Here is an 18,442-nt window from a genome sequence, read left to right as displayed (position 1 = left end):
TTAAATGGAAGTGAGTCTGCAAAAGCTTGATGAACGACCCAGACCAACCTCCATCGCCGGCACCGGCTATCCGGACTTTCGGCCAGCGACAGCAAATCCAGTGAACGAAACTACAGCCTTGTTGACGGCCCTCGGGCTGTTGCTGGTCAACGCCTGCTTCGTGGCCGCCGAGTTCGCGATCGTCACCGTGCGTCGGAGCCGGGTAGAAACCCTCGTTCGCAACGGCCGGCGGCGAGCAGCCGTGTTGGAAAAAGTCCTCAACGATCTTGATCGCCACATAACCGCCGGCCAGCTCGTGATAACAGCAGCCAGCCTCGCCATAGGCGCAATCGCAGAAAAGGCGCTCGCCAGCAAGATCGAACAACTGCTGGCGCCTGCCGGTCTCGCCTCTCCCGCTTTTGTTCACCTGCTCGCCTTGCTGCTGGCCTTCGTATTCATCACCGTGACACTGGTGATAGCCGGTGAGCTGGCGCCGAAGTTTCTCGGCCTGCGCCGTACCGAGAAAGTGGCAATGTGGATGTCGCCGCCGCTACACTTCGTGGCCCGCCTTTCGTCGCCACTGCTCGCGGTGATGAACCGCCTCGCCCAGGCCCTGCTTTCGATGATTGGCGTGACCGAGGCCGACCACGAGTACGAATCCATGAGCGCCGAGGAGCTGCAGATTTTTCTGGCCGAACCTTCCACCCTGGGCCGCTTGTCAATAAGCAACCGGCGCCTGTTGGGAAACCTGATCGAGTACTCTGACCACAACGCGCGGCAGGTAATGATCGCCCGCGACCAGATCGATTTTATCTCCCTTGAACGCAGCCTCGAAGAAAACATGACCATCATCCACGAAACCAGCCATACCCGTTATCCACTGTGCGAGACCGGGTTGGATAGTGTCGTGGGCATGATCCACATCAAGGATCTCTTTCACCGCGCCAACAGCCTGCAGTCTTCAGAAGACCTGCGGCTGCTCCAACACGAGATGCAGTTTGTACCCGAGACCCAGGCCATCGACGTGCTTCAGAGGAACTTCCAGCGCCGCCGGGCCCACATGGCCCTGGTGGTGGACGAGTACGGCGTGCCTACCGGACTGGTCACGCTTGAAGATGTGCTCGAAGAACTCGTCGGCGAAATACAGGACGAGTTTGACACTGACGAAGAAGCCAAGATCCTGCACACCGACGACGGCATACTGATCGATGGCATGCTCCTGGTCGAAGACCTCTGCCGCGAGCTCGACATCGAAGACACTGGCAGCGATTCAGATACCATGGGTGGCTACGTTACTGACCAGCTGGGCAGAATCGCCCGCGCTGGCGACGTGTTCGAAATAGGCGATTACCGCGGCCGCGTCACCGAGATGCAGGGCCGGCGTATAGCCCGCGTTTTACTGGCGCCCGCGCCGGGGCAGGCGCCCGCTGGCGACGAAGACCCGGCGGCCGAAGATTCCCCGGCCAGCGACGACCCCGCCTGACGCAGCGCCTGTTGCGCCCACAAGTCAGCCACCGATGGCCAGCTGCTGAAAAGCGCGGCCGGTAAACCACCAGGTACCAAGCGCGAGCGTCGTGGCCGCACCCACCCTGGTCAGCCCCCTCACGGCGGGAGCTCCGCCCACTCGCCGGGCAAAGCCTTCGGCAAAACCGAGCAGGGGCCACATCAACGAAAGTGCCGCCAGCTGTCCCAGCTCTACGCCGACGTTGAAGCCCACCAGTGCCGAGAGAATCGACGCCTGCGCGCGACTGTCTTCGAGCAGTGCCCCGGCAAAACCAAAGCCATGCAGCAGGCCGAACACGACCGCGCAGAACCAGCGCAGGCGGCCGGGCCTGTCGCTACCGCCGAGCAGGCGAAAGTAACAAGCCGAAAACACAGCCATTCCGAGCATGCTCGTTACCGAAACGGCGAGCAGGCCCATGGCCGCGGGAAGCGCCAGGACGGCTATGAACAATGGCGTCCAGCGCGTAAGTGTTGAAGAGCGGCCACCGGCCAGCCAGGCGTTCTCCACCGACACTATAATTATCGACAACGCTATCAGTGCCTCGACAGCGTACGCGTCCGGGCGCAGCAGGCCGGTCACGGTCAAGCCCAGGGTCAGGCTATGAGCAAGCGTGAAGCCGGTGACCACCGCCAGCATTTCCTTGAACGCCGTGCCGCCGAGCAGCAAGGCCAGCAGGAACACCAGGTGGTCGTACCCGCCCACGGCGTGGAGAAAACCACTGCCCACGAAATCGTCCCAGGCCGACGATGAAGCCTGCTCCTGCGACGGGCCGGAGCTTGCTTGCGTCCAGCTGCGCCGCCCCGCGCCCAGCAGAAACTCGTGCTCTTTGCCCTCGGCGTCAAACAACCGCCCCATGTTCATGTGCTGGGGGAGCAACGGTGCCAGCAAGTCACTGCGTATGACCACCACGCCCTGGGCCGGACAGTCGAGCTCCCACTCAAACAGGGCAAGATCGGGCGACCCCGCCAGCCGCCGGGCCGAATGAGCCTTGCAGCGGTGGCCGTCTACCGTGACCGCCAACTGGGACGCGAGCTGCACAGGCATTCTTCCACCGAACAGCTGTGCCCCACTGCGATAACGCTCAAGATCGAAAGCCCGCAACCGCAGGCGTGCGCTTAGCTGCGTACCACTTTCACTCCCGCTGACCCACCAGCGCGACCACGAGATGCTGCGATCATGGGCCTGGGCAGGGTCGGCCTCCCACAGCACGGCCGACACCAGGAAGATCAGCAGCCCGATGACGATCAGCCCGCCGGGAGGAGACCGTCGAACCAGGGTCACCTGTAGCCCTCGGCAATCTCGACGCTCGCCCGACGCTTCATGCGATCGATGTAAGCCCGCAGGGCGTCATCCCCGGCGCGGCGGCGGTACTCGTTCAGCACCTGCGCTCTGCTCATCTCGAACGCTGGCTCGGCCGCCTCCACGCGCCCGAGAAGCCGCAGCACCCGCGAGCCACCAACGCCGGGCAGCACCTCACTGTACTCGCCTTCGCCGAGACCCATGGCGGTGCGCACGGCGGTGGGTCCGAGGTAGTCGCGCAGCTTCGCCGGCGGCAGCGGCTGGGCCGGCAGGGGCAGCGCCGACCGGTCGGCCAGCTCGCGGGCCACCAACTCTGCTGACTCTCCCGCGCGCAAGCGGGCAAGCGCCTTGTCAGCGCGCAGCGCATGGTCCAGGCCGGCTCGCCCACTGCTGAAGAACATCTGCTCGACCACCAACCGCGGCGAGGAGCGGAAGTAGTCGCGGTTGTCCTCGAAAAACTCCCGTAGTTGCTCGTCACCAGGGTCGAGGTCGCTGCTGTCGGTCACCACCGAATCAACCACCGCCGACACCAGCGCCTTGCGGGCCGCCGGGTCGCGGCCGACCAGGCCCAGTTCAACCGCCCTGCCCAGCAGCAGGGATTCGTCGACCATGCGATCGAGTACTCTCTGCCGATCTTCGAGAGTAACGACACGATCTTCGGCCGCCAGGCCGGCGGCCAGCCGTTCCAGGTCCTCTACCAGAAGCTCCCTGCCGTTCACCGTAGCCGCAATGCCAGGCGCCAGCCCCGAGCTGTGCCTCGAACCCCCGGTCATCAATCCGGCTGCGGTCATGAACACGCCCGCGGCCAGCCCCATCAGCACCGCGATCGTTGACCATCGTGCCTCTCCGGGCCCCACAGTGTCGCCGTCTTTCACAGCTGCCGCATTAGCGCGCGCCGCTGACCGCAGCAAACGCGCCACACCGCCCTGGTCACTGGACTGCGCGACGCGTTCACGGCTTCATATCCGGATACTCGAACGCCGGAGGAACACTTGATAGCCTTTGACCTGACCGACGAACAGAAACAGTTACGCGAAACCGCGAGAGACTTTACGGCCAAAGAAATCATTCCCGTAGCGGGCCGATACGACGAGGCCGAGGAGTTTCCGACGGAAGTTCTGCGCAAGGCCTGGGACGTTGGCCTGATGAACCTCGAGATCCCGGCCGAGTACGGTGGCGTGGGCCTCGGCGTGCTCGACGCGGTCGTGGTGATGGAAGAAATCAACTTCGGCTGTTCGGGCGTCGGTACCATAATGACGGCCAACGGGCTGGCCTCCACGCCTCTGCTCATAGCCGGTAGTGAAGAGCAGAAGCAGCGCTTCCTGGGCAGCCTCTGCAGCGATTTCAAGTTTGCCGGTTACGCCCTGACCGAACCTGGCTCGGGGTCCGACGTGGCCGGCATGACGACCCGCTACAAGCGCGACGGCGACCACTTCGTACTCGACGGAGTGAAACACTTCATAACCAACGGCACCGAGGCAGACTGGTTCACGGTGTTCGCCACCCGTGACGCTTCGGAACGCCACGGCGGAATCGCCTGTTTCGTCGTGCCGGCCGACACGCCCGGCGTGACGACCACCAAGATGACAGGCAAACTGGGCCAGCGCTGTTCGGATACGGCCGAAATCAGTTTTGACCAGGTGCGGGTGCCCCTCGACGCGCTCGTGGGAAACGAGGGCGAGGGCTTCCGCATAGCCATGCAGACCTTCGACCGCACGCGGCCGCAGATAGGCCCCATGTGTATCGGCATCGCCCGGCGGGCACTCGAAGAGAGCCGTGACTACGCGCTCGAGCGCAAGCAGTTCGGCGAGCCCATAGCCAACTTCCAGGCCATACAGTTCATGCTCGCCGACATGGCCATAGAAGTGGAAGCCATGCGCCTGCTCACGTGGAAAGCGGCCTGGAGCATAGACCAGGGTGAACCGGCCTCGATAGTGGCCAGTTACGCCAAGGCTTTCGGCGCCGACCGTACCATGCAGATCGCGATAAACGCCGTGCAGATTTTTGGTGGTTACGGCTACATGAAAGAGTACCCCGTAGAAAAACTCATGCGTGACGCCAAGCTGCTGCAGATCTACGAGGGAACCTCGCAGATCCAGCGCATGGTGATCGCCCGCAACCTGCTCAAGAAATAGCCCGCCGGGCGGCCGCCACTTGTGCTGACGCCGCCCAGCGCGCAGGAATAGATAACGATGGCAAAAACGACCAACACAAGGGCCGAAGTAGCCGCACTGCTCGCCCGCCTCTCGTGGCGACGTGGCAGTTTCACCCTGGCCTCGGGACAGACCAGCGACTTCTACGTCGACGTAAAGCAGACCGTCATGTCCTCCGAGGGAGCGAGCCTGCTGGGCACGGCCGTGGCCGAGATCCTGGTTGCCAACGAGGTCGAACTGGTCGGTGGCATGGCGATAGGCGCAGTGCCTCTGGTTTCGGTAGCGCTGTGCGAGGCCGCTCGCCTGGGCCAGCCGCTGGACGGCTTCTTTGTTCGCCGTGACGTCAAGGATCACGGCACGGCGGCAAAACTCGACGGTCGTTTTCGACCCGACGCACGCATCGCCCTCGTGGAGGACGTGGTCACTACCGGTGGCTCAACGCTCCAGGCCGTCGACGCCGTGGAAGAAGCCGGCGGCCGGGTCTCGCTCATCGTCACCGTGGTCGACCGCCAGGAGAACGACGGGATGGCCCATCTCGCGAAGCGTTGCGACTCGGTGGTGGCGCTGGCGACCAGGGCCGAGATAGAAGCGGCCGGGCGATAGCCCGCGAAGAGCCCATAAAAAAGGCGGGGACCGCTGTCGATCCCCGCCCGTTCACCAGCCAACGGAAGCCCGTTGGCCAGGTCAATATCCCGCCTGTCAGACCTTGCCCACCAGCAGGAAGGCAACCACCAGGGCGTAAATGCCCAGTGCTTCCATGAAAGCGATACCGATGATCATCGGTGTCTGGATACGGTCGGCCGAGTTGGGGTTACGCCCTATCGACTCCATGGCCGCTGCAACGGCCTGGCCCTGGCCGAGCGCCGCGCCGAAAGCCGCCACGCCCATGCAGATGCCTGCCGCGAGCGCTATCATTCCACCAGCACCGCCGCCGCCATCGGCAGCCATCGCCGGTGTAGCCACCAGCGAAGCAGCCACGAAAGCAGTTGCCGCGTATACGAAAGTCTTCATCTTCTTCATTGTTTTCTCCTTATCACGCTGCGTTTCTACGGCCCGACATCCATCCTCTTTCCTCTACCAACCACTCCTCTATCAACCACCGACCGCAACGAAGTTGTTTCGAATTCCACCCTTGAAAGTCGTCGTCCAATCAGTGCTCGTCGGCGTGGCCAATGGCCAGCGACACGTAGATGATTGAAAGCAGGGTGAATACAAAAGCTTGGACCAGGGACACGAAAGCCCCCAGGAAATAGAAAGCCACCGGGATCACGAACTTGGTGAGATCGGTGAAAATCGCCAGCACGAGATGGTCGCCGGTCATGTTGCCCGCGAGTCGAAGTGCGAGCGAGGCCGGGCGGACCATGGTGTCTATGAGTTCGAGCGGAACCATGAGCACCGCCAGCCACCACACCGGGCCTACGAAGTGCTTGGCGTAATTGACCAAGCCCTGTCGGCGTATGCCGATGGCGTTGAAACCGAGAAACGACGCGATGCCCAGCGCGAAAGTAATGTTGAAGTTGTCGGTGGGCGGAGCAAAACCCGGCACGAGACCGAGCAGGTTGGCCATCAGTATGAAAATAAAAAACGTGCCGAAGAGGGCCGCGTACTGCTTGCCCGATTTGCCCAGGACACCCTCGGTCATCGAGTGAACGGCGCCGACCAGGAGCTCGGCCGCATTGCGCAGGCTCAGGTTCTCGTCAGGTACCAGGGCCGTGCCGCGCCCACGCGCTGCTTCGAGCTGGCGACCGGCGGCCCAGGCAAACAAAACCAGCAGCACCGATACCAGGGTGGCACCCACGGTGTGGGGCCAGATGGTGTTGAGTCCTGGGATCAGAGCAAACCAGGTCACTCCGCCCGATGCGCGGGCCGGCTCTACCAGGACAACGGCCAGCGTGAAAGCTGTAGCCAGGCCGATAAACAGCGACGTGGCGGTGATCCTTCTCGCTTTGCTGTTCAAGGTCAGTTCTCCGTCGGGCTGCTTTCGCTCGTGCCAGTTTCGTCCGCCAGGCCACCGCTGAGCCCCCGCAGCAATATGACCAGCAGGAGGGCGGTTGTGCCCGCAGCAAACGACAGCGGCTCAACGGGAAACTGGTACAGCACACCGGCTATAAGCGCAATTCCAAGTAGCAGCTTACCAACAAACAGTGGCCAGGTTCGCCACGCTGACGGCGACTCGGCTGCACCGGTTGATCCCTCGGCCACGGCCTGCTTGCGGCCACCGAGCGCCCGGGCGACCAACATCCGTATGACGCGAAAGTTGATAACCATGAAACCACCACCCAGCAACACGCTGATGGCGTTGCCGAGCCCGGCGACCCAGCTGGCCACGGCCAGCGCCAACACGAGCAGCGCCGTATCGCGCTCTACGAGATCAAGTGCCTTCATCGCTCGACCCCGGGTCCAGCGATGAATCCTGCGCAGGGTCGGGGCCCAACACGGATAGCATGTTGCGCACGCCGCTTACCATTGCCCCCAGCCCACCCAACAACGCGAGCCAGGGCCCGCTGCCCAGGTAAGCATCGGCCAGGTAGCCCAGCAGGGCGCCGGCCACCACGCGCCAGCCCAGGCTCCAGCCAAGTCCAAGGGCCTTGAGCGAGCCGCCCCGGTCCTCGTTCACGCCGGGCTCGTTCACAGGATCTCCGCCATCGCGCCGCCAGCCGCTTCGACCGCACGGTCGACATGCTCATCGCTGTGAACCATCGACACGAACCAGGCCTCGTAGCCCGACGGCGGCAGCCACACTCCGCGGTCCAGCATCGCGTGGAAGAAGCGCCCGTAAGCATCGGCGTCCAGGCTTAGTGCGTCGTCGTAATCGGCCACGTCAGAGACGCCAAAAAAAAGCGTCAGCATCGAGCCGACTCGCTGCACGCAACCGTTGCCCGCCAGCGCCTGCGCCAAGCCGTCGCCCAGTCGCTTGCCAAGCTCCTCGAGTCTCTCGTAGCTGCCGTCTTCCTCGAGCAGGTCGAGGGTGGCCAGGCCGGCGGCCACGGCCAGCGGATTGCCCGACAGGGTGCCCGCCTGGTAGACCGGGCCGTTGGGTGCCACCTGGTCCATGAGGTCAGCGCGCCCGCCGTAGGCACCCACCGGCAAGCCGCCGCCTATCACCTTGCCGAGGCAGGTCAGGTCGGGCGTCACCCCCGACAACTGTTGCCATCCACCGGGCGACAGGCGCAAGCCGGTTATCACCTCGTCAAAGATCAACAGCGCCCCGGTTGATTCGGTTATCTCGCGCAGGCCCTCCAGAAAGCCTTCGCGCGGCGGCACTACTCCCATGTTGCCGGCCACCGGCTCCACGATGACGGCGGCTACCTCGCCGTCGCAGGCGACGCGCACCGATTCGAGGTCGTTGTAGCGTGCCACCCGCGTAAGCCCACCCACGGCCGCCGGCACACCCAGGCTATCGGGAATGCCCAGGGTGGTGGCGCCCGAACCCGCTCGCACCAGTAACCCGTCGCTGTGGCCATGATAACAACCGGCAAACTTGACTACCGAGTCGCGGCCGGTGGCCGCCCGCGCCAGGCGCAGCGCGCTCATGGTCGCCTCTGTGCCGGAGCTGACCAGGCGCAGCTTCTCCAGCGAGGAAAAACGGCTGCACAAGCGCTCCGCAAGCTCTATTTCTCCACGCGTTGTGGCGCCGAAACTGCTGCCCTTTTCCAGCGCTGCTGACACCGACTCGACCACCCGCGGGTGGGCGTGGCCGGCGATCAGCGGCCCCCAGGAGGCCGTAAAATCCAGGTACCGACAGCCATCAACATCGCAGAGCTCAACACCCGCCGCCGACTCCACGATGCGCGGAACACCGCCCACCGCCGACCAGGCCCTCACCGGCGAGTTGACGCCGCCGGGCATACAACGGCACGCACGTTCAAAGAGTTCAGCCGAAACCGGCTTTGCTTCCATTTTCAGCTCTTCCTCCCAGGCTGCCGGCCCCGCCCGGAGGCGAGTGCCGCTCACACCAACCGATGGCACCGACCGAACCTGCATTCAACTCTGCTTGTTTCTCGCATACTTGTCTCGCGCGTCGCGTACCGCTCTTGAAACTCCACGCGTTTGGGCCTATTGGCAACCATCGGTGCCCCTGTGGATAAGTTCCACCGCGGCCCCGCGATACGGGTTATCAACAGTTGTGGATAACCCTGTGTCTAAGTTTGGTAATTGTTGTGGAAAACGCCCCGTCGGTCAACTTTAAAACCCTTTGGAATCAAGTCGTTAGCTCGCTCAGGGCGGTTGTATCCGATGAGGACTTCGAATCCTGGATTGAGCCCATGAAAACGCGTCCGGCACCTGATGGGGCGCTGGAAATCACTGTCCCCAACCGGCTCTGTGCGTCCTGGATAGAGGAGAACTTTCTCGACGACATATCCACAGCCTGGACCGAGGCCAGTGGACAACGGAACACCCTGCGCCTTGTCTGCGACGAGCAGCCGGCCCAGGGAAACCTGTTTGCCGACGAGCCGGACAAGGCCAGCCAGAAAGTCAGAAAACCTCCTGCGCGACGGCCCGGGGGCTTCCTTGCCCGCTACGATTTCGACAACTTCGTGGTCGGCCCCAGCAACCAGTTTGCACATGCCGCCGCCCGCGCGGTGGCCGGGCAGCCGGGCGCGCTTTACAACCCCTTTTTTATTTTTGGTGGTGTGGGACTGGGTAAAACTCACCTGGCAAACGCCATCGGCAACGCCATCGTCGACTCTGACCCCAACGCGCGGGTGTTGTTCCTGTCCACCGACAGCTTCACCAACCAGCTCATCGACGCCATCTCCCGCAACCGCGTGCAGGAATTCAAAAACCGCGTTCGCCGCATGGACGTGCTCGTGGTCGACGACATACAGTTTCTCGCTGGCCGCGAGCGTACCCAGGAAGAATTCTTCCACGTCTTCAACGCGCTCTATGACAGCGGCAAGCAGATCGTGCTGACCTCGGACAAGTTTCCCAACGAGATACAGGGTGTTGAAGAACGGCTCTGCAACCGCTTCGGCTGGGGCCTGGTGGCGGACATCCAGTCACCCGACGCCGAAACCCGCGTGGCCATTCTGCGGCGCAAAGCCCAGGCCGAGAGCATAAGCGTGCCCGACGAGGTGATGAGCTACGTGGCCTCTCAGATCGACTCCAACGTCCGTGATCTGGAGGGCGCGCTCACCCGCTTGAGTGCTTACGCTTCGTTGAACCGCAGTGAACTGACACTGGACCTGGCCAGGGAACTGCTCGCCACCAGCGGCGGCAATGGCCAGAAGGAAATCGGCCTCGAGGACATAGCTACCGGGGTCAACCGCCACTTCGGCCTCAGGCCCGGTGAACTGGCGGCACGACGGCGCACCAAGAAGGTGGCCGAAGCAAGGCAGGTGGCCATGTACATCATGCGCAACCACGCCGGCGCTTCGTTTCCCCGCATTGGTGAGTTCCTCGGTGGCCGCGACCACTCAACCGTGGTCCACGCCTGCCGGGTGGTCGAAAAGAAGCGTAGTGACGACCCCCGTTTTCGCGATCTGGTCGACACCGTGACGAGGATGATTGGCTGTGGATAAGTTATGCGCTGGGCTGTGCGCAGATTTTGCCTATCGCAGCCGAAACACAAAGAAAGGAGTTACGCTCAGATTGTCAGCAGGAAGCGCACAGGCTTGCTGTGCATACAATACTACATCAATACAACAACTTACGAACTTATCCCTCGAAAGTTGGCATCTAACAACAGTAACAGGATAAGTCTATTCCTTTATTACTGAAGAGGTCCGCATGGAGATAACCCTAGAAAGAGAATCCTTCCTTACCGTACTCAACCGCTGCCAGGGAGTGGTCGACCGAAGACACTCGATGCCAGTGCTCACCAACCTGGTGATCGAAACTGATTCAGACTCTGTGATCGTCCTGGCCAGCGATCTTGAAATCGGGCTGCGCCAGTCCTGTCCAGCCCAGGTAAAAAAACCCGGCACAGTGGCAGTATCGGCCCGCAAGTTGTTCGAAATCGTCAGGGAGGCTCCCGACGGCATCGAACTCAAGCTCAAGGTTCTCAAGAACAGCTGGGTCGAAGTGGCTTACGGTCGCTCAGACTTCAAGCTGATGGGAATTGACCCTTCCGACCATCCGGGGGTCTCCGATTCGCCGGGAAACGGTAGCGCCACGACGGTTCTTTCATTCAAGGTCAACGAACTTCTCGACATGATACAGAAAACCATCTTCGCCGTGTCCACCGACGACACAAGGTCCAACCTGGCGGGGGTCTACTTGGAATCGGCTACCGAAGGTGGCCTGTTGAGGATGGTCGCTACCGACGGTCATCGCCTGGCGATGATAGAAAAAAAGAACAGCAGCGGTGAAATTCCTTCCGGGGTAATTCTACCCCGCAAGGGCCTTAACGAAACTGCCAGGATACTTTCCGATATGGCCTCGGAAGCAGACGTCAAGCTATCGATCACCGCTAACGAGGCCTTCCTCGAGGCTGGCAGCGCGATAATGAGCATGCGCCTGGTCGAGGGTAATTTTCCTGACTACAACCAGGTCGTACCAAAAAAGGTTCCTCACCTGATGGTAGCCGAACGGGACAGCCTGTTGCAGACCGTACGCAGGGTGTCCTTGCTTTCGAGTGAGCGAGCCCGAGGCATCAAGTTCAGCGTCCAGGAGGATTCTCTCGAGGTGTCGGCCAATAACCCCGACCTGGGCGAAGCCAGCGAAGATGTGAAGGTCAAGTACGGAGGTGATGAGATCGAGATCGGCTTTAACAGCCGTTACCTTCTCGACGTTCTCAACGTGCTTCCGGACAACGAAAACGTCGAGATTTCGCTCAAGGATCAGCTCAGCCCCGGCGTCGTCAGGGGAATCGACAAGGACTACTGCTACGTCGTTATGCCAATGCGTATATGAGCTCGGCCGTCGGGCCGAAAAAGATCCCCCTACGGAATAATATCGGGGTCCCGGTCCCCTGATTTCGGCCTTGTTTTTTGCGGGTGAACAGCCGCAGACCCGTTTTACTTTCCGAGCCCTGATTGATACTTTGGCCGGTGTCGGGACGACCCCTTGAGGGCGGACCGACCGCTGCCCGAAGCGGGCCAGAAGGGCACGCCCCGCCAGGCGCTCGTGCCCTTCTGGAACAGGATTTTCTTTTCGTATGCCGAGCAAAATCAAAGTAATTAAAAAGACTGGAAAGAGCGGGGCAAAACCCCCGGCAGCAGACTACTCCGCCAAAAATATAAAAGTCCTCGAGGGGCTGGACGCGGTCCGTAAGCGGCCCGGCATGTACATTGGCGACACCAGTGAGCGTGGCCTGCACCACCTGGTTTTCGAGGTCGTTGATAACTCTATCGACGAGGCCCTGGCCGGTCACTGCGACGTCGTGGTGGTTGAAATCCACGTCGATAACAGCATCACGGTCAGCGACAACGGCCGTGGTATCCCGGTAGACAAACACCCCACCGAGGGCGTGTCGGCAGCAGAAGTGGTGATGACCAAGCTGCACGCCGGCGGTAAGTTCGACAAGGGGTCCTACAAGGTTTCGGGTGGTCTGCACGGTGTCGGCGTATCGGTGGTTAACGCTCTTTCGGAACATCTCGAGGTAGAGATTTATCGCGACGGCAAGGTCTACCAACAGGAGTTTCACCGGGGAAAGCGCAAGCGCGCTCTCAAGGCCGTGGGCGAAACCAAGAGGTCAGGCACCACGGTCAAGTTCAAGGCCGACAGCAGCATTTTTGAGGTGGAGGTGTTCAACTACGGCATCCTCGCCAAGCGGCTGCGCGAGCTGGCTTTCCTCAACAGGGGCGTGCGCATCACCCTGGAGGACGAACGGGAAAAAGGCCAGATGGAAACGTTCTACTACGAGGGCGGAATCGTCTCGTTCGTGGAGCACCTCAACCGTGACCACGAGGTAGTGAACAACAAGATCGTTTACCTGACCGGCGAGCGTAACGGGGTTGAAATTGAGATCGCCCTGCAGTGGAACGACAGCTACACGCAGAACGTTTACAGCTTCGCCAACAACATCAACACCATCGAGGGCGGCACCCACATGGCCGGCCTGCGCTCAGCGCTCACGCGAACCCTCAACGCTTATGCGGTAGCCAACAACCTGCTCAAGAAAAACGATGAAACCATCGAAGGCGATGACTCGCGTGAAGGGTTGGCCGCGGTGTTGTCTGTCAAGGTGCCCGAGCCACAGTTCGAAGGGCAGACCAAGACCAAGCTCGGCAACAGCGAGGTGCGCGGCCTGGTAGCGACCTTGGTGAACGAGAGTCTCGCGACCTGCCTCGAAGAGAGCCCACGCGACGCCCGGGCGATAGTCAATAAGTGTCTCGACGCGGCCCGTGGGCGGGTGGCCTCGCGCAAGGCTCGCGACATGGTGCGTCGCAAGGGGGCGCTGGAGTCCGGTGCCTTGCCCGGAAAACTCGCAGACTGCCAGAGCCGCGACCCCGCCGAGAGCGAGCTCTACATAGTCGAGGGAGATTCCGCCGGTGGTTCGGCAAAGCAGGGCCGTGATCGCCGCAACCAGGCCATTCTTCCGCTCAGGGGCAAGATACTCAACATTGAGAAGGCGCCGGTTGCCAAGCAGCTGCAGTCTGAGGCCATACGTTTGCTGGTCATGGCGCTGGGGTTGGGCGTGGGCGAAGACGCTGATGACCTGTCCAAGCTGAGATACCACAAGGTCATCATCATGACTGATGCCGACGTGGACGGCCTGCATATCCGCACGCTCCTGCTCACGTTTTTCTTTCGCAATTACCGTCGCTTGATTGAAAGCGGTCACCTGTACATCGCCCAGCCCCCGTTGTTTCGGGTCAAGAAATCGAGCAAGGAGCAGTACCTCAAGGATCAGCCGGCGCTCGACGCGCACCTGATAGAACTCGGGGTGGAAGGCCTCAATGTACGCGGCAAGGGTGCCAAAAAAGCGATTACGACGGCGGCCCTGACGAAGGCGCTCACCAGGCTCACGCGTGTAAGCGACCTGCTCAACGTGTTCGAGATGAAGCGTCGCGATCGCGCGGTCATAAGCGCGGTGGCTGGCGACGGCGAAATCAGCGTAGCAAGCCTGGGCAAGAAAACAGTTCTGCGCAAGACGGGCAAGCGTCTCAAGAGCGAGCTCGATCAACGTCACCCGGAGTCTGCGCCTTACAGCGTATCTTACGAGGAAGATCCCGAACACGGTTGCGAGAGGATGGTGGTGAGCACCACTGTCAACGGCCGTTCCACGGTCACTATCGTGGACACCGAGTTGCTGGGGTCGCCCGAGTTCTCGACGCTGTCGCGCTTGCTGGGCGAACTTGAAGGACTGGGCAAGACTCCCTTCCAGATTGAGAACGGAACCGGCACCAGCGAGGCGGCAAGCCTCAACGAGCTCTACGACGTGATCATGAAGGGGGCCGAAAAGGGCCTGGTCGTGCAGCGATACAAGGGGCTGGGCGAAATGAACCCCGAGCAGTTGTGGGAGACCACGATGGACCCGGAGCGCAGGGTGCTGCTCAAGGTGGCCATGGAAGACGCGCCGGGAGCTGACTCCATGATCAGCCTGTGCATGGGCAAAAACGTGGAGATCCGTCGGGAGTTCATCGAGGCCAACGCGCGCGACGTGCGCAACCTGGACGTCTAGCGGTATGAAGCATGGAAGCTAACGTACGCCGCCCCGAGCTGCCCATAGAGATCAAGGACGAGATGCGTGCGTCCTTCGTGGACTACGCGATGAGTGTCATCATCGGTCGTGCGCTGCCCGACGTGCGCGATGGATTGAAACCCGTGCACCGTCGCGTGCTCTACGCGATGTACGATCTCAGCAACGATTGGAATAAACCGCCGAAGAAATCAGCGCGCGTGGTCGGTGACGTTATCGGTAAATACCACCCGCATGGCGACCAGGCGGTTTACGACACCATCGTTCGCATGGCCCAGGATTTTTCGCTGCGCTACCTGCTCGTTGACGGCCAGGGCAACTTTGGTTCTGTAGACGGCGACGCCGCTGCGGCCATGCGTTACACCGAGGTCCGCATGTCACGGCTGGCGGGTGAAATGCTCGTCGACATCGACAAGGAAACCGTCGAGTTCATTCCCAACTACGATGGCAGCACGGCCGAGCCCACGGTTATGCCTGCGCGCGTGCCCAACCTTCTCATTAACGGCGCGACCGGTATCGCAGTGGGCATGACGACGTCGATCCCCCCTCACAACCTGCGTGAAATCTGCGCTGCGCTGCGCGCCCTCATCGACGACCCGGAGATTTCGATCGACGGGCTTATGAAGCACGTCACGGGGCCGGATTTTCCTACCGGTGCCACCATATTCGGGAGGGCGCCCATCAAGGAAGCCTACCAGACCGGGCGGGCCAAGCTGCAGGTACGGGCCAACGCCAGCACCGAGACCGATTCACGTACCGGGCGCTCGCGCATCGTGATCAACGAGATCCCCTACCAGGTGAACAAGTCGGTGCTGATCGAGAAGATTGCGCTACTGGTCAACGCCAAGAAAATCGAGGGTATCTCCGACCTCCGTGACGAGTCGGACCGTGATGGCATGCGTATCGTGGTGGAGCTCAAAAAGGACGCTGTGCCCCTGGTGGTGCTCAACAACCTCTACAAGCACACGCAGATGCAGCAGACCTTCTCGGTGCGCATGGTCGCCCTGGTGGACGGTGTGCCGAAGTTGCTCAACCTCAAGTCGGCGCTGGTCCACTTTATTGATCACCGGCGCGAGATGGTTATCCGGGCCACCGCGTTTGACCTGCGCAAGGCCGAGGCGAGGCTGCACATACTAGAGGGCCTTAAGATCGCGCTGGACAACCTCGATGCGGTCATCAAGCTCATCCGCAAGGCCAAGGACGCCGTTACGGCAAGAGAGCAACTGGTCGATAAATTCGAGCTGTCATTGGTGCAGGCCCAGGCCATTCTCGACATGCGCCTGCAGCGCTTGACCGGACTCGAGCGCGACAAGATTCTTCAAGAGCATAAGGAAGTTCGTGCACTGATACGCCGGCTGAAGAAAATACTCTCGGACAAGGCCGAGGTGTTGAAAATTATTTCCACCGAGCTTGAAGAGTTGGCGCTGAAATACGGTGACGAACGTCGTACCGAGATAGCCGAGGCTACCGACGACATCGGCATCGAGGACATGATCGTGGACGAAGAGATGGTGGTTACCGTCTCGCACGAGGGTTACATCAAGCGTAACGCGACTTCGCTGTACAGGCAGCAGCGGCGCGGTGGCCGCGGTAAAACCGGGGCCGGGACCAAGGGCGAGGACTTTATCGAGCACATGTTCGTGGCCTCCACCCACTCCTACCTGATGTTTTTCACCAACCGGGGCCGGGTGTACTGGCGAAAGGTCCATGAGCTGCCCCAGGCTGGGCGCGTGGCGCGTGGCAAGGCGATAGTGAACCTGCTGCCCCTTCAGCCCGGCGAGGAGTTGTCGGCGTTTCTCGCGGTGCGTGAGTTCACCAAGGACCAGTTCGTGTTCTTTGCAACGCGGGCCGGGACGGTGAAGAAAACGCCATTGATGGATTTTTCGCGACCCCGGACCAACGGCATAAGGGCCATCAACCTTGTGGGCAAGGACGAGTTGATCTCGGTACGCATCACCAACGGCTCCAAGGAAATGGCGCTGTCGACCCGCAACGGAATGCTGGTGCGTTTCAAGGAGACCGATGTTCGTTCGATGGGCCGTACGGCCGGTGGAGTGCGCGGTGCCACCCTGGGTAAGGGTGACGTCGTGGTGTCGATGGAGGTCGTCGAGGCTGGAGCCACGCTGCTCACGGTGTCGGCCAACGGATACGGCAAGCGCAGCAAGATCGAGACCTACCGGCTGGTGAAGCGCGGCGCCAAGGGTGTTTACACCATGAAGGTTACCCCCAAGACCGGCCAGGTCGTGGGAGTGGTACAGATCGCCGATGTTGATGACGACGTCGTACTGGTTACAGACGGCGGCAAGCTCATTCGCATGGGCGTGGGTGATATCCGTGTCATCGGGCGCCAGACCCAGGGCGTGCGCCTGGTGAAGGTAGACTCCGGTGGTGGCGAGAAAGTGGCCTCGGTGGCGCTGGTGGCAGAGGTCGACACCGAGTCGATGGCCGATATAGAAACACCGGAAGAGGGAGACTAGGCGGCGTGCCCGTGAAGGCTGCGGTGCTGGGGGCTGGTAGCTGGGGAACAGCCCTGGCTAGTCTGCTGGCTGGCAACGGCCACGAAACGGTACTCTGGTCGCGGGGCAAAGAAGTCGCAGCGGCGGTCAACGCCAGGCATGAGAACCCGGTCTACCTGCCCGGGCTCAAACTCAACGAAAATCTCAAGGCGACCAGTGATGCCGAGCAGGCGCTCGCCGGCGCCAGCCTGGTGGTGGCGGTTGTGCCTTCGCACGCAATGCGCGAGACCATGACTGCGGTGGCGCCGTGGATCGCGGACGACGCGGTGGTGGTGTCGGCATCCAAGGGCATCGAAGACGAAAGCTGTGCCACCATGACCGCGGTAATTGGTGAATGCCTCGCCGCGCAGCGGCAGGGTGGCGGCAGCTCTGTTATGCCGCGCGTCGGTGTCCTGTCAGGACCAAGCTTTGCCACCGAGGTGGCAGCTGGAATGCCCACCGTGGTGGTAGCCGCGGCCGCTGACCAGGAGACCGCCGAGAGCATCCAGCACAACTTTGCGTCTCTCAACCTGAGGGTCTACAGCAGCACCGACGTGACCGGTGTCGAGGTGGGCGGCGTGGTGAAGAACGTGATTGCCATTGCCACGGGTGCCGGCGATGGGCTGGGCCTGGGACACAACGCACGGGCAGCGACGATAACCAGGGCCCTGGCCGAAACGCAGCGCCTTGCCGCGGCGCTCGGCGCTCGTCCCGAAACATTGTCGGGCTTGTCGGGACTGGGCGACCTCGTGTTGACCTGCACGGGCGACCTGAGCCGCAACCGCCAGTTCGGCTTGCGAATAGGCCGCGGCGAGGACGTGGAGCAGATCCTGGGCAGCATGCGCATGGTGGTGGAGGGCGTACGCAATACGCGCTCGGTGAAGATGCTGGCAGACAGGCACGGTGTCGAAATGCCCATAGTCGAGACCTGCTACGAGGTCCTTTACAACGGCATGGCCCCGTCCCAGGCCCTCTCGGAGCTGCTTGGGCGCAGTCTCAAGCCCGAGTTTCACTGAGCTTGCCGAGGGGGCACCCGAATTCTCTTCGGCCTTCGCTCAGCTCCCTTTGATAGCGGCCCCGGCGGCGCTAAACCCCTGTAATATAGAATAACTGCGCTGTTGCTCCAGGCCGTGTACAATTGACAAGATAGAATTGCTGTGACAGCTTTGCCCGGTTGGATCCTGCGTGGAAGTCTGCGCAAGGTTCAGACGGGAGCTGAATGCGTGAAAAGAACCTATCAACCTAGCAATCAGAGTCGCCGCCGGCGGCATGGGTTCAGGGCGCGTATGTCATCTCCAGGCGGGCGTAGCGTGATCAGAAATCGTCGCGCCAAGGGGCGCAAACGCCTTGCGGTCTCCACCCCTCCCAAGCGGGCTAGGGGCTGACAGGCGGGCTGACAAGCCGACGGGATACGGGTCTCAAGGAC

Annotated in this window: 16 protein-coding genes; 9 read left to right on the top strand and 7 right to left on the bottom strand. The window is 61.7% G+C overall.

What is annotated here, in order from left to right:
* The first annotated feature begins 4 nt into the window (after window positions 1-4).
* The gene (locus EYQ35_09145) at window positions 5-1,462 is read left to right on the top strand and encodes an HlyC/CorC family transporter (GenBank protein ID HIF64302.1); all 1,458 of its coding nucleotides are present in this window, start codon (window positions 5-7) and stop codon (window positions 1,460-1,462) included.
* Between the two features lie 24 nt (window positions 1,463-1,486).
* Here EYQ35_09145 and EYQ35_09140 read toward each other — a convergent pair whose 3' ends face one another.
* Together EYQ35_09140 and EYQ35_09135 are read right to left on the bottom strand one after the other, a co-directional pair.
* Complete coding sequence (locus EYQ35_09140) at window positions 1,487-2,764, bottom strand: HupE/UreJ family protein (GenBank protein HIF64301.1); 1,278 nt, start codon at window positions 2,762-2,764, stop codon at window positions 1,487-1,489.
* Entirely contained in the window at window positions 2,761-3,657 is an 897-nt protein-coding gene (locus tag EYQ35_09135) for a peptidyl-prolyl cis-trans isomerase (GenBank protein HIF64300.1), read from the bottom strand. The genes EYQ35_09140 and EYQ35_09135 overlap by 4 nt, the downstream gene beginning before the upstream one ends.
* A 120-nt stretch (window positions 3,658-3,777) precedes the next feature.
* On the opposite strand from EYQ35_09135, the gene EYQ35_09130 reads away from it, so the two are divergent.
* Together EYQ35_09130 and pyrE are read left to right on the top strand one after the other, a co-directional pair.
* Complete coding sequence (locus EYQ35_09130) at window positions 3,778-4,917, top strand: acyl-CoA dehydrogenase (protein HIF64299.1); 1,140 nt, start codon at window positions 3,778-3,780, stop codon at window positions 4,915-4,917.
* Window positions 4,918-4,974: 57 nt separating this feature from the next.
* Complete coding sequence (pyrE, locus tag EYQ35_09125; protein HIF64298.1) at window positions 4,975-5,538, top strand: orotate phosphoribosyltransferase; 564 nt, start codon at window positions 4,975-4,977, stop codon at window positions 5,536-5,538.
* 96 nt (window positions 5,539-5,634) lie between these two features.
* Here the strand turns inward: pyrE and atpE are convergent, their stop codons facing one another.
* The 5 genes from atpE to hemL form a co-directional block, all read right to left on the bottom strand.
* Window positions 5,635-5,955, bottom strand: a complete 321-nt coding sequence (gene atpE / locus EYQ35_09120) for an ATP synthase F0 subunit C (protein HIF64297.1) — start codon at window positions 5,953-5,955, stop codon at window positions 5,635-5,637.
* Between the two features lie 130 nt (window positions 5,956-6,085).
* The gene (gene atpB / locus EYQ35_09115) at window positions 6,086-6,967 is read right to left on the bottom strand and encodes a F0F1 ATP synthase subunit A (protein ID HIF64296.1); all 882 of its coding nucleotides are present in this window, start codon (window positions 6,965-6,967) and stop codon (window positions 6,086-6,088) included.
* Entirely contained in the window at window positions 6,895-7,320 is a 426-nt protein-coding gene (locus EYQ35_09110) for a hypothetical protein (protein HIF64295.1), read from the bottom strand. Before EYQ35_09110 ends, atpB begins: the two co-directional genes overlap by 73 nt.
* Complete coding sequence (locus EYQ35_09105) at window positions 7,307-7,567, bottom strand: AtpZ/AtpI family protein (protein HIF64294.1); 261 nt, start codon at window positions 7,565-7,567, stop codon at window positions 7,307-7,309. Before EYQ35_09105 ends, EYQ35_09110 begins: the two co-directional genes overlap by 14 nt.
* On the bottom strand, window positions 7,564-8,835 hold the full coding sequence (hemL, locus tag EYQ35_09100) for a glutamate-1-semialdehyde-2,1-aminomutase (GenBank protein ID HIF64293.1): 1,272 nt from the start codon (window positions 8,833-8,835) through the stop codon (window positions 7,564-7,566). The genes EYQ35_09105 and hemL overlap by 4 nt, the downstream gene beginning before the upstream one ends.
* A gap of 224 nt (window positions 8,836-9,059) precedes the next feature.
* Between hemL and dnaA the strand changes: the two genes are divergently transcribed.
* The 6 genes from dnaA to EYQ35_09070 all read left to right on the top strand — a co-directional run bounded on the left by dnaA (window position 9,060) and on the right by EYQ35_09070 (window position 18,401).
* A complete protein-coding gene (gene dnaA, locus EYQ35_09095) occupies window positions 9,060-10,457 on the top strand; it encodes a chromosomal replication initiator protein DnaA (protein HIF64292.1) in 1,398 nt (465 codons plus the stop codon).
* 208 nt (window positions 10,458-10,665) lie between these two features.
* A complete protein-coding gene (dnaN, locus tag EYQ35_09090; GenBank protein HIF64291.1) occupies window positions 10,666-11,790 on the top strand; it encodes a DNA polymerase III subunit beta in 1,125 nt (374 codons plus the stop codon).
* Between the two features lie 244 nt (window positions 11,791-12,034).
* A complete protein-coding gene (gyrB, locus tag EYQ35_09085; protein ID HIF64290.1) occupies window positions 12,035-14,503 on the top strand; it encodes a DNA topoisomerase (ATP-hydrolyzing) subunit B in 2,469 nt (822 codons plus the stop codon).
* 11 nt (window positions 14,504-14,514) lie between these two features.
* Window positions 14,515-16,998: a DNA gyrase subunit A gene (gene gyrA / locus EYQ35_09080; protein HIF64289.1), complete on the top strand. Its 2,484-nt coding sequence runs from the start codon at window positions 14,515-14,517 to the stop codon at window positions 16,996-16,998.
* A gap of 11 nt (window positions 16,999-17,009) precedes the next feature.
* On the top strand, window positions 17,010-18,032 hold the full coding sequence (locus EYQ35_09075; protein HIF64288.1) for an NAD(P)-dependent glycerol-3-phosphate dehydrogenase: 1,023 nt from the start codon (window positions 17,010-17,012) through the stop codon (window positions 18,030-18,032).
* Between the two features lie 207 nt (window positions 18,033-18,239).
* Window positions 18,240-18,401 (top strand): 50S ribosomal protein L34, encoded by a 162-nt coding sequence (locus tag EYQ35_09070; protein HIF64287.1) that lies wholly within the window; start codon window positions 18,240-18,242, stop codon window positions 18,399-18,401.
* The last annotated feature ends 41 nt before the right edge of the window (window positions 18,402-18,442 follow it).

It is taken from the genome of Candidatus Binatota bacterium (assembly GCA_012960245.1).
Lineage (GTDB): Bacteria > Desulfobacterota > Binatia > UBA1149 > UBA1149 > UBA1149.
Note: the sequence above shows the minus strand (reverse complement) of the source record. Positions and strands in the feature narration are given on the sequence as shown.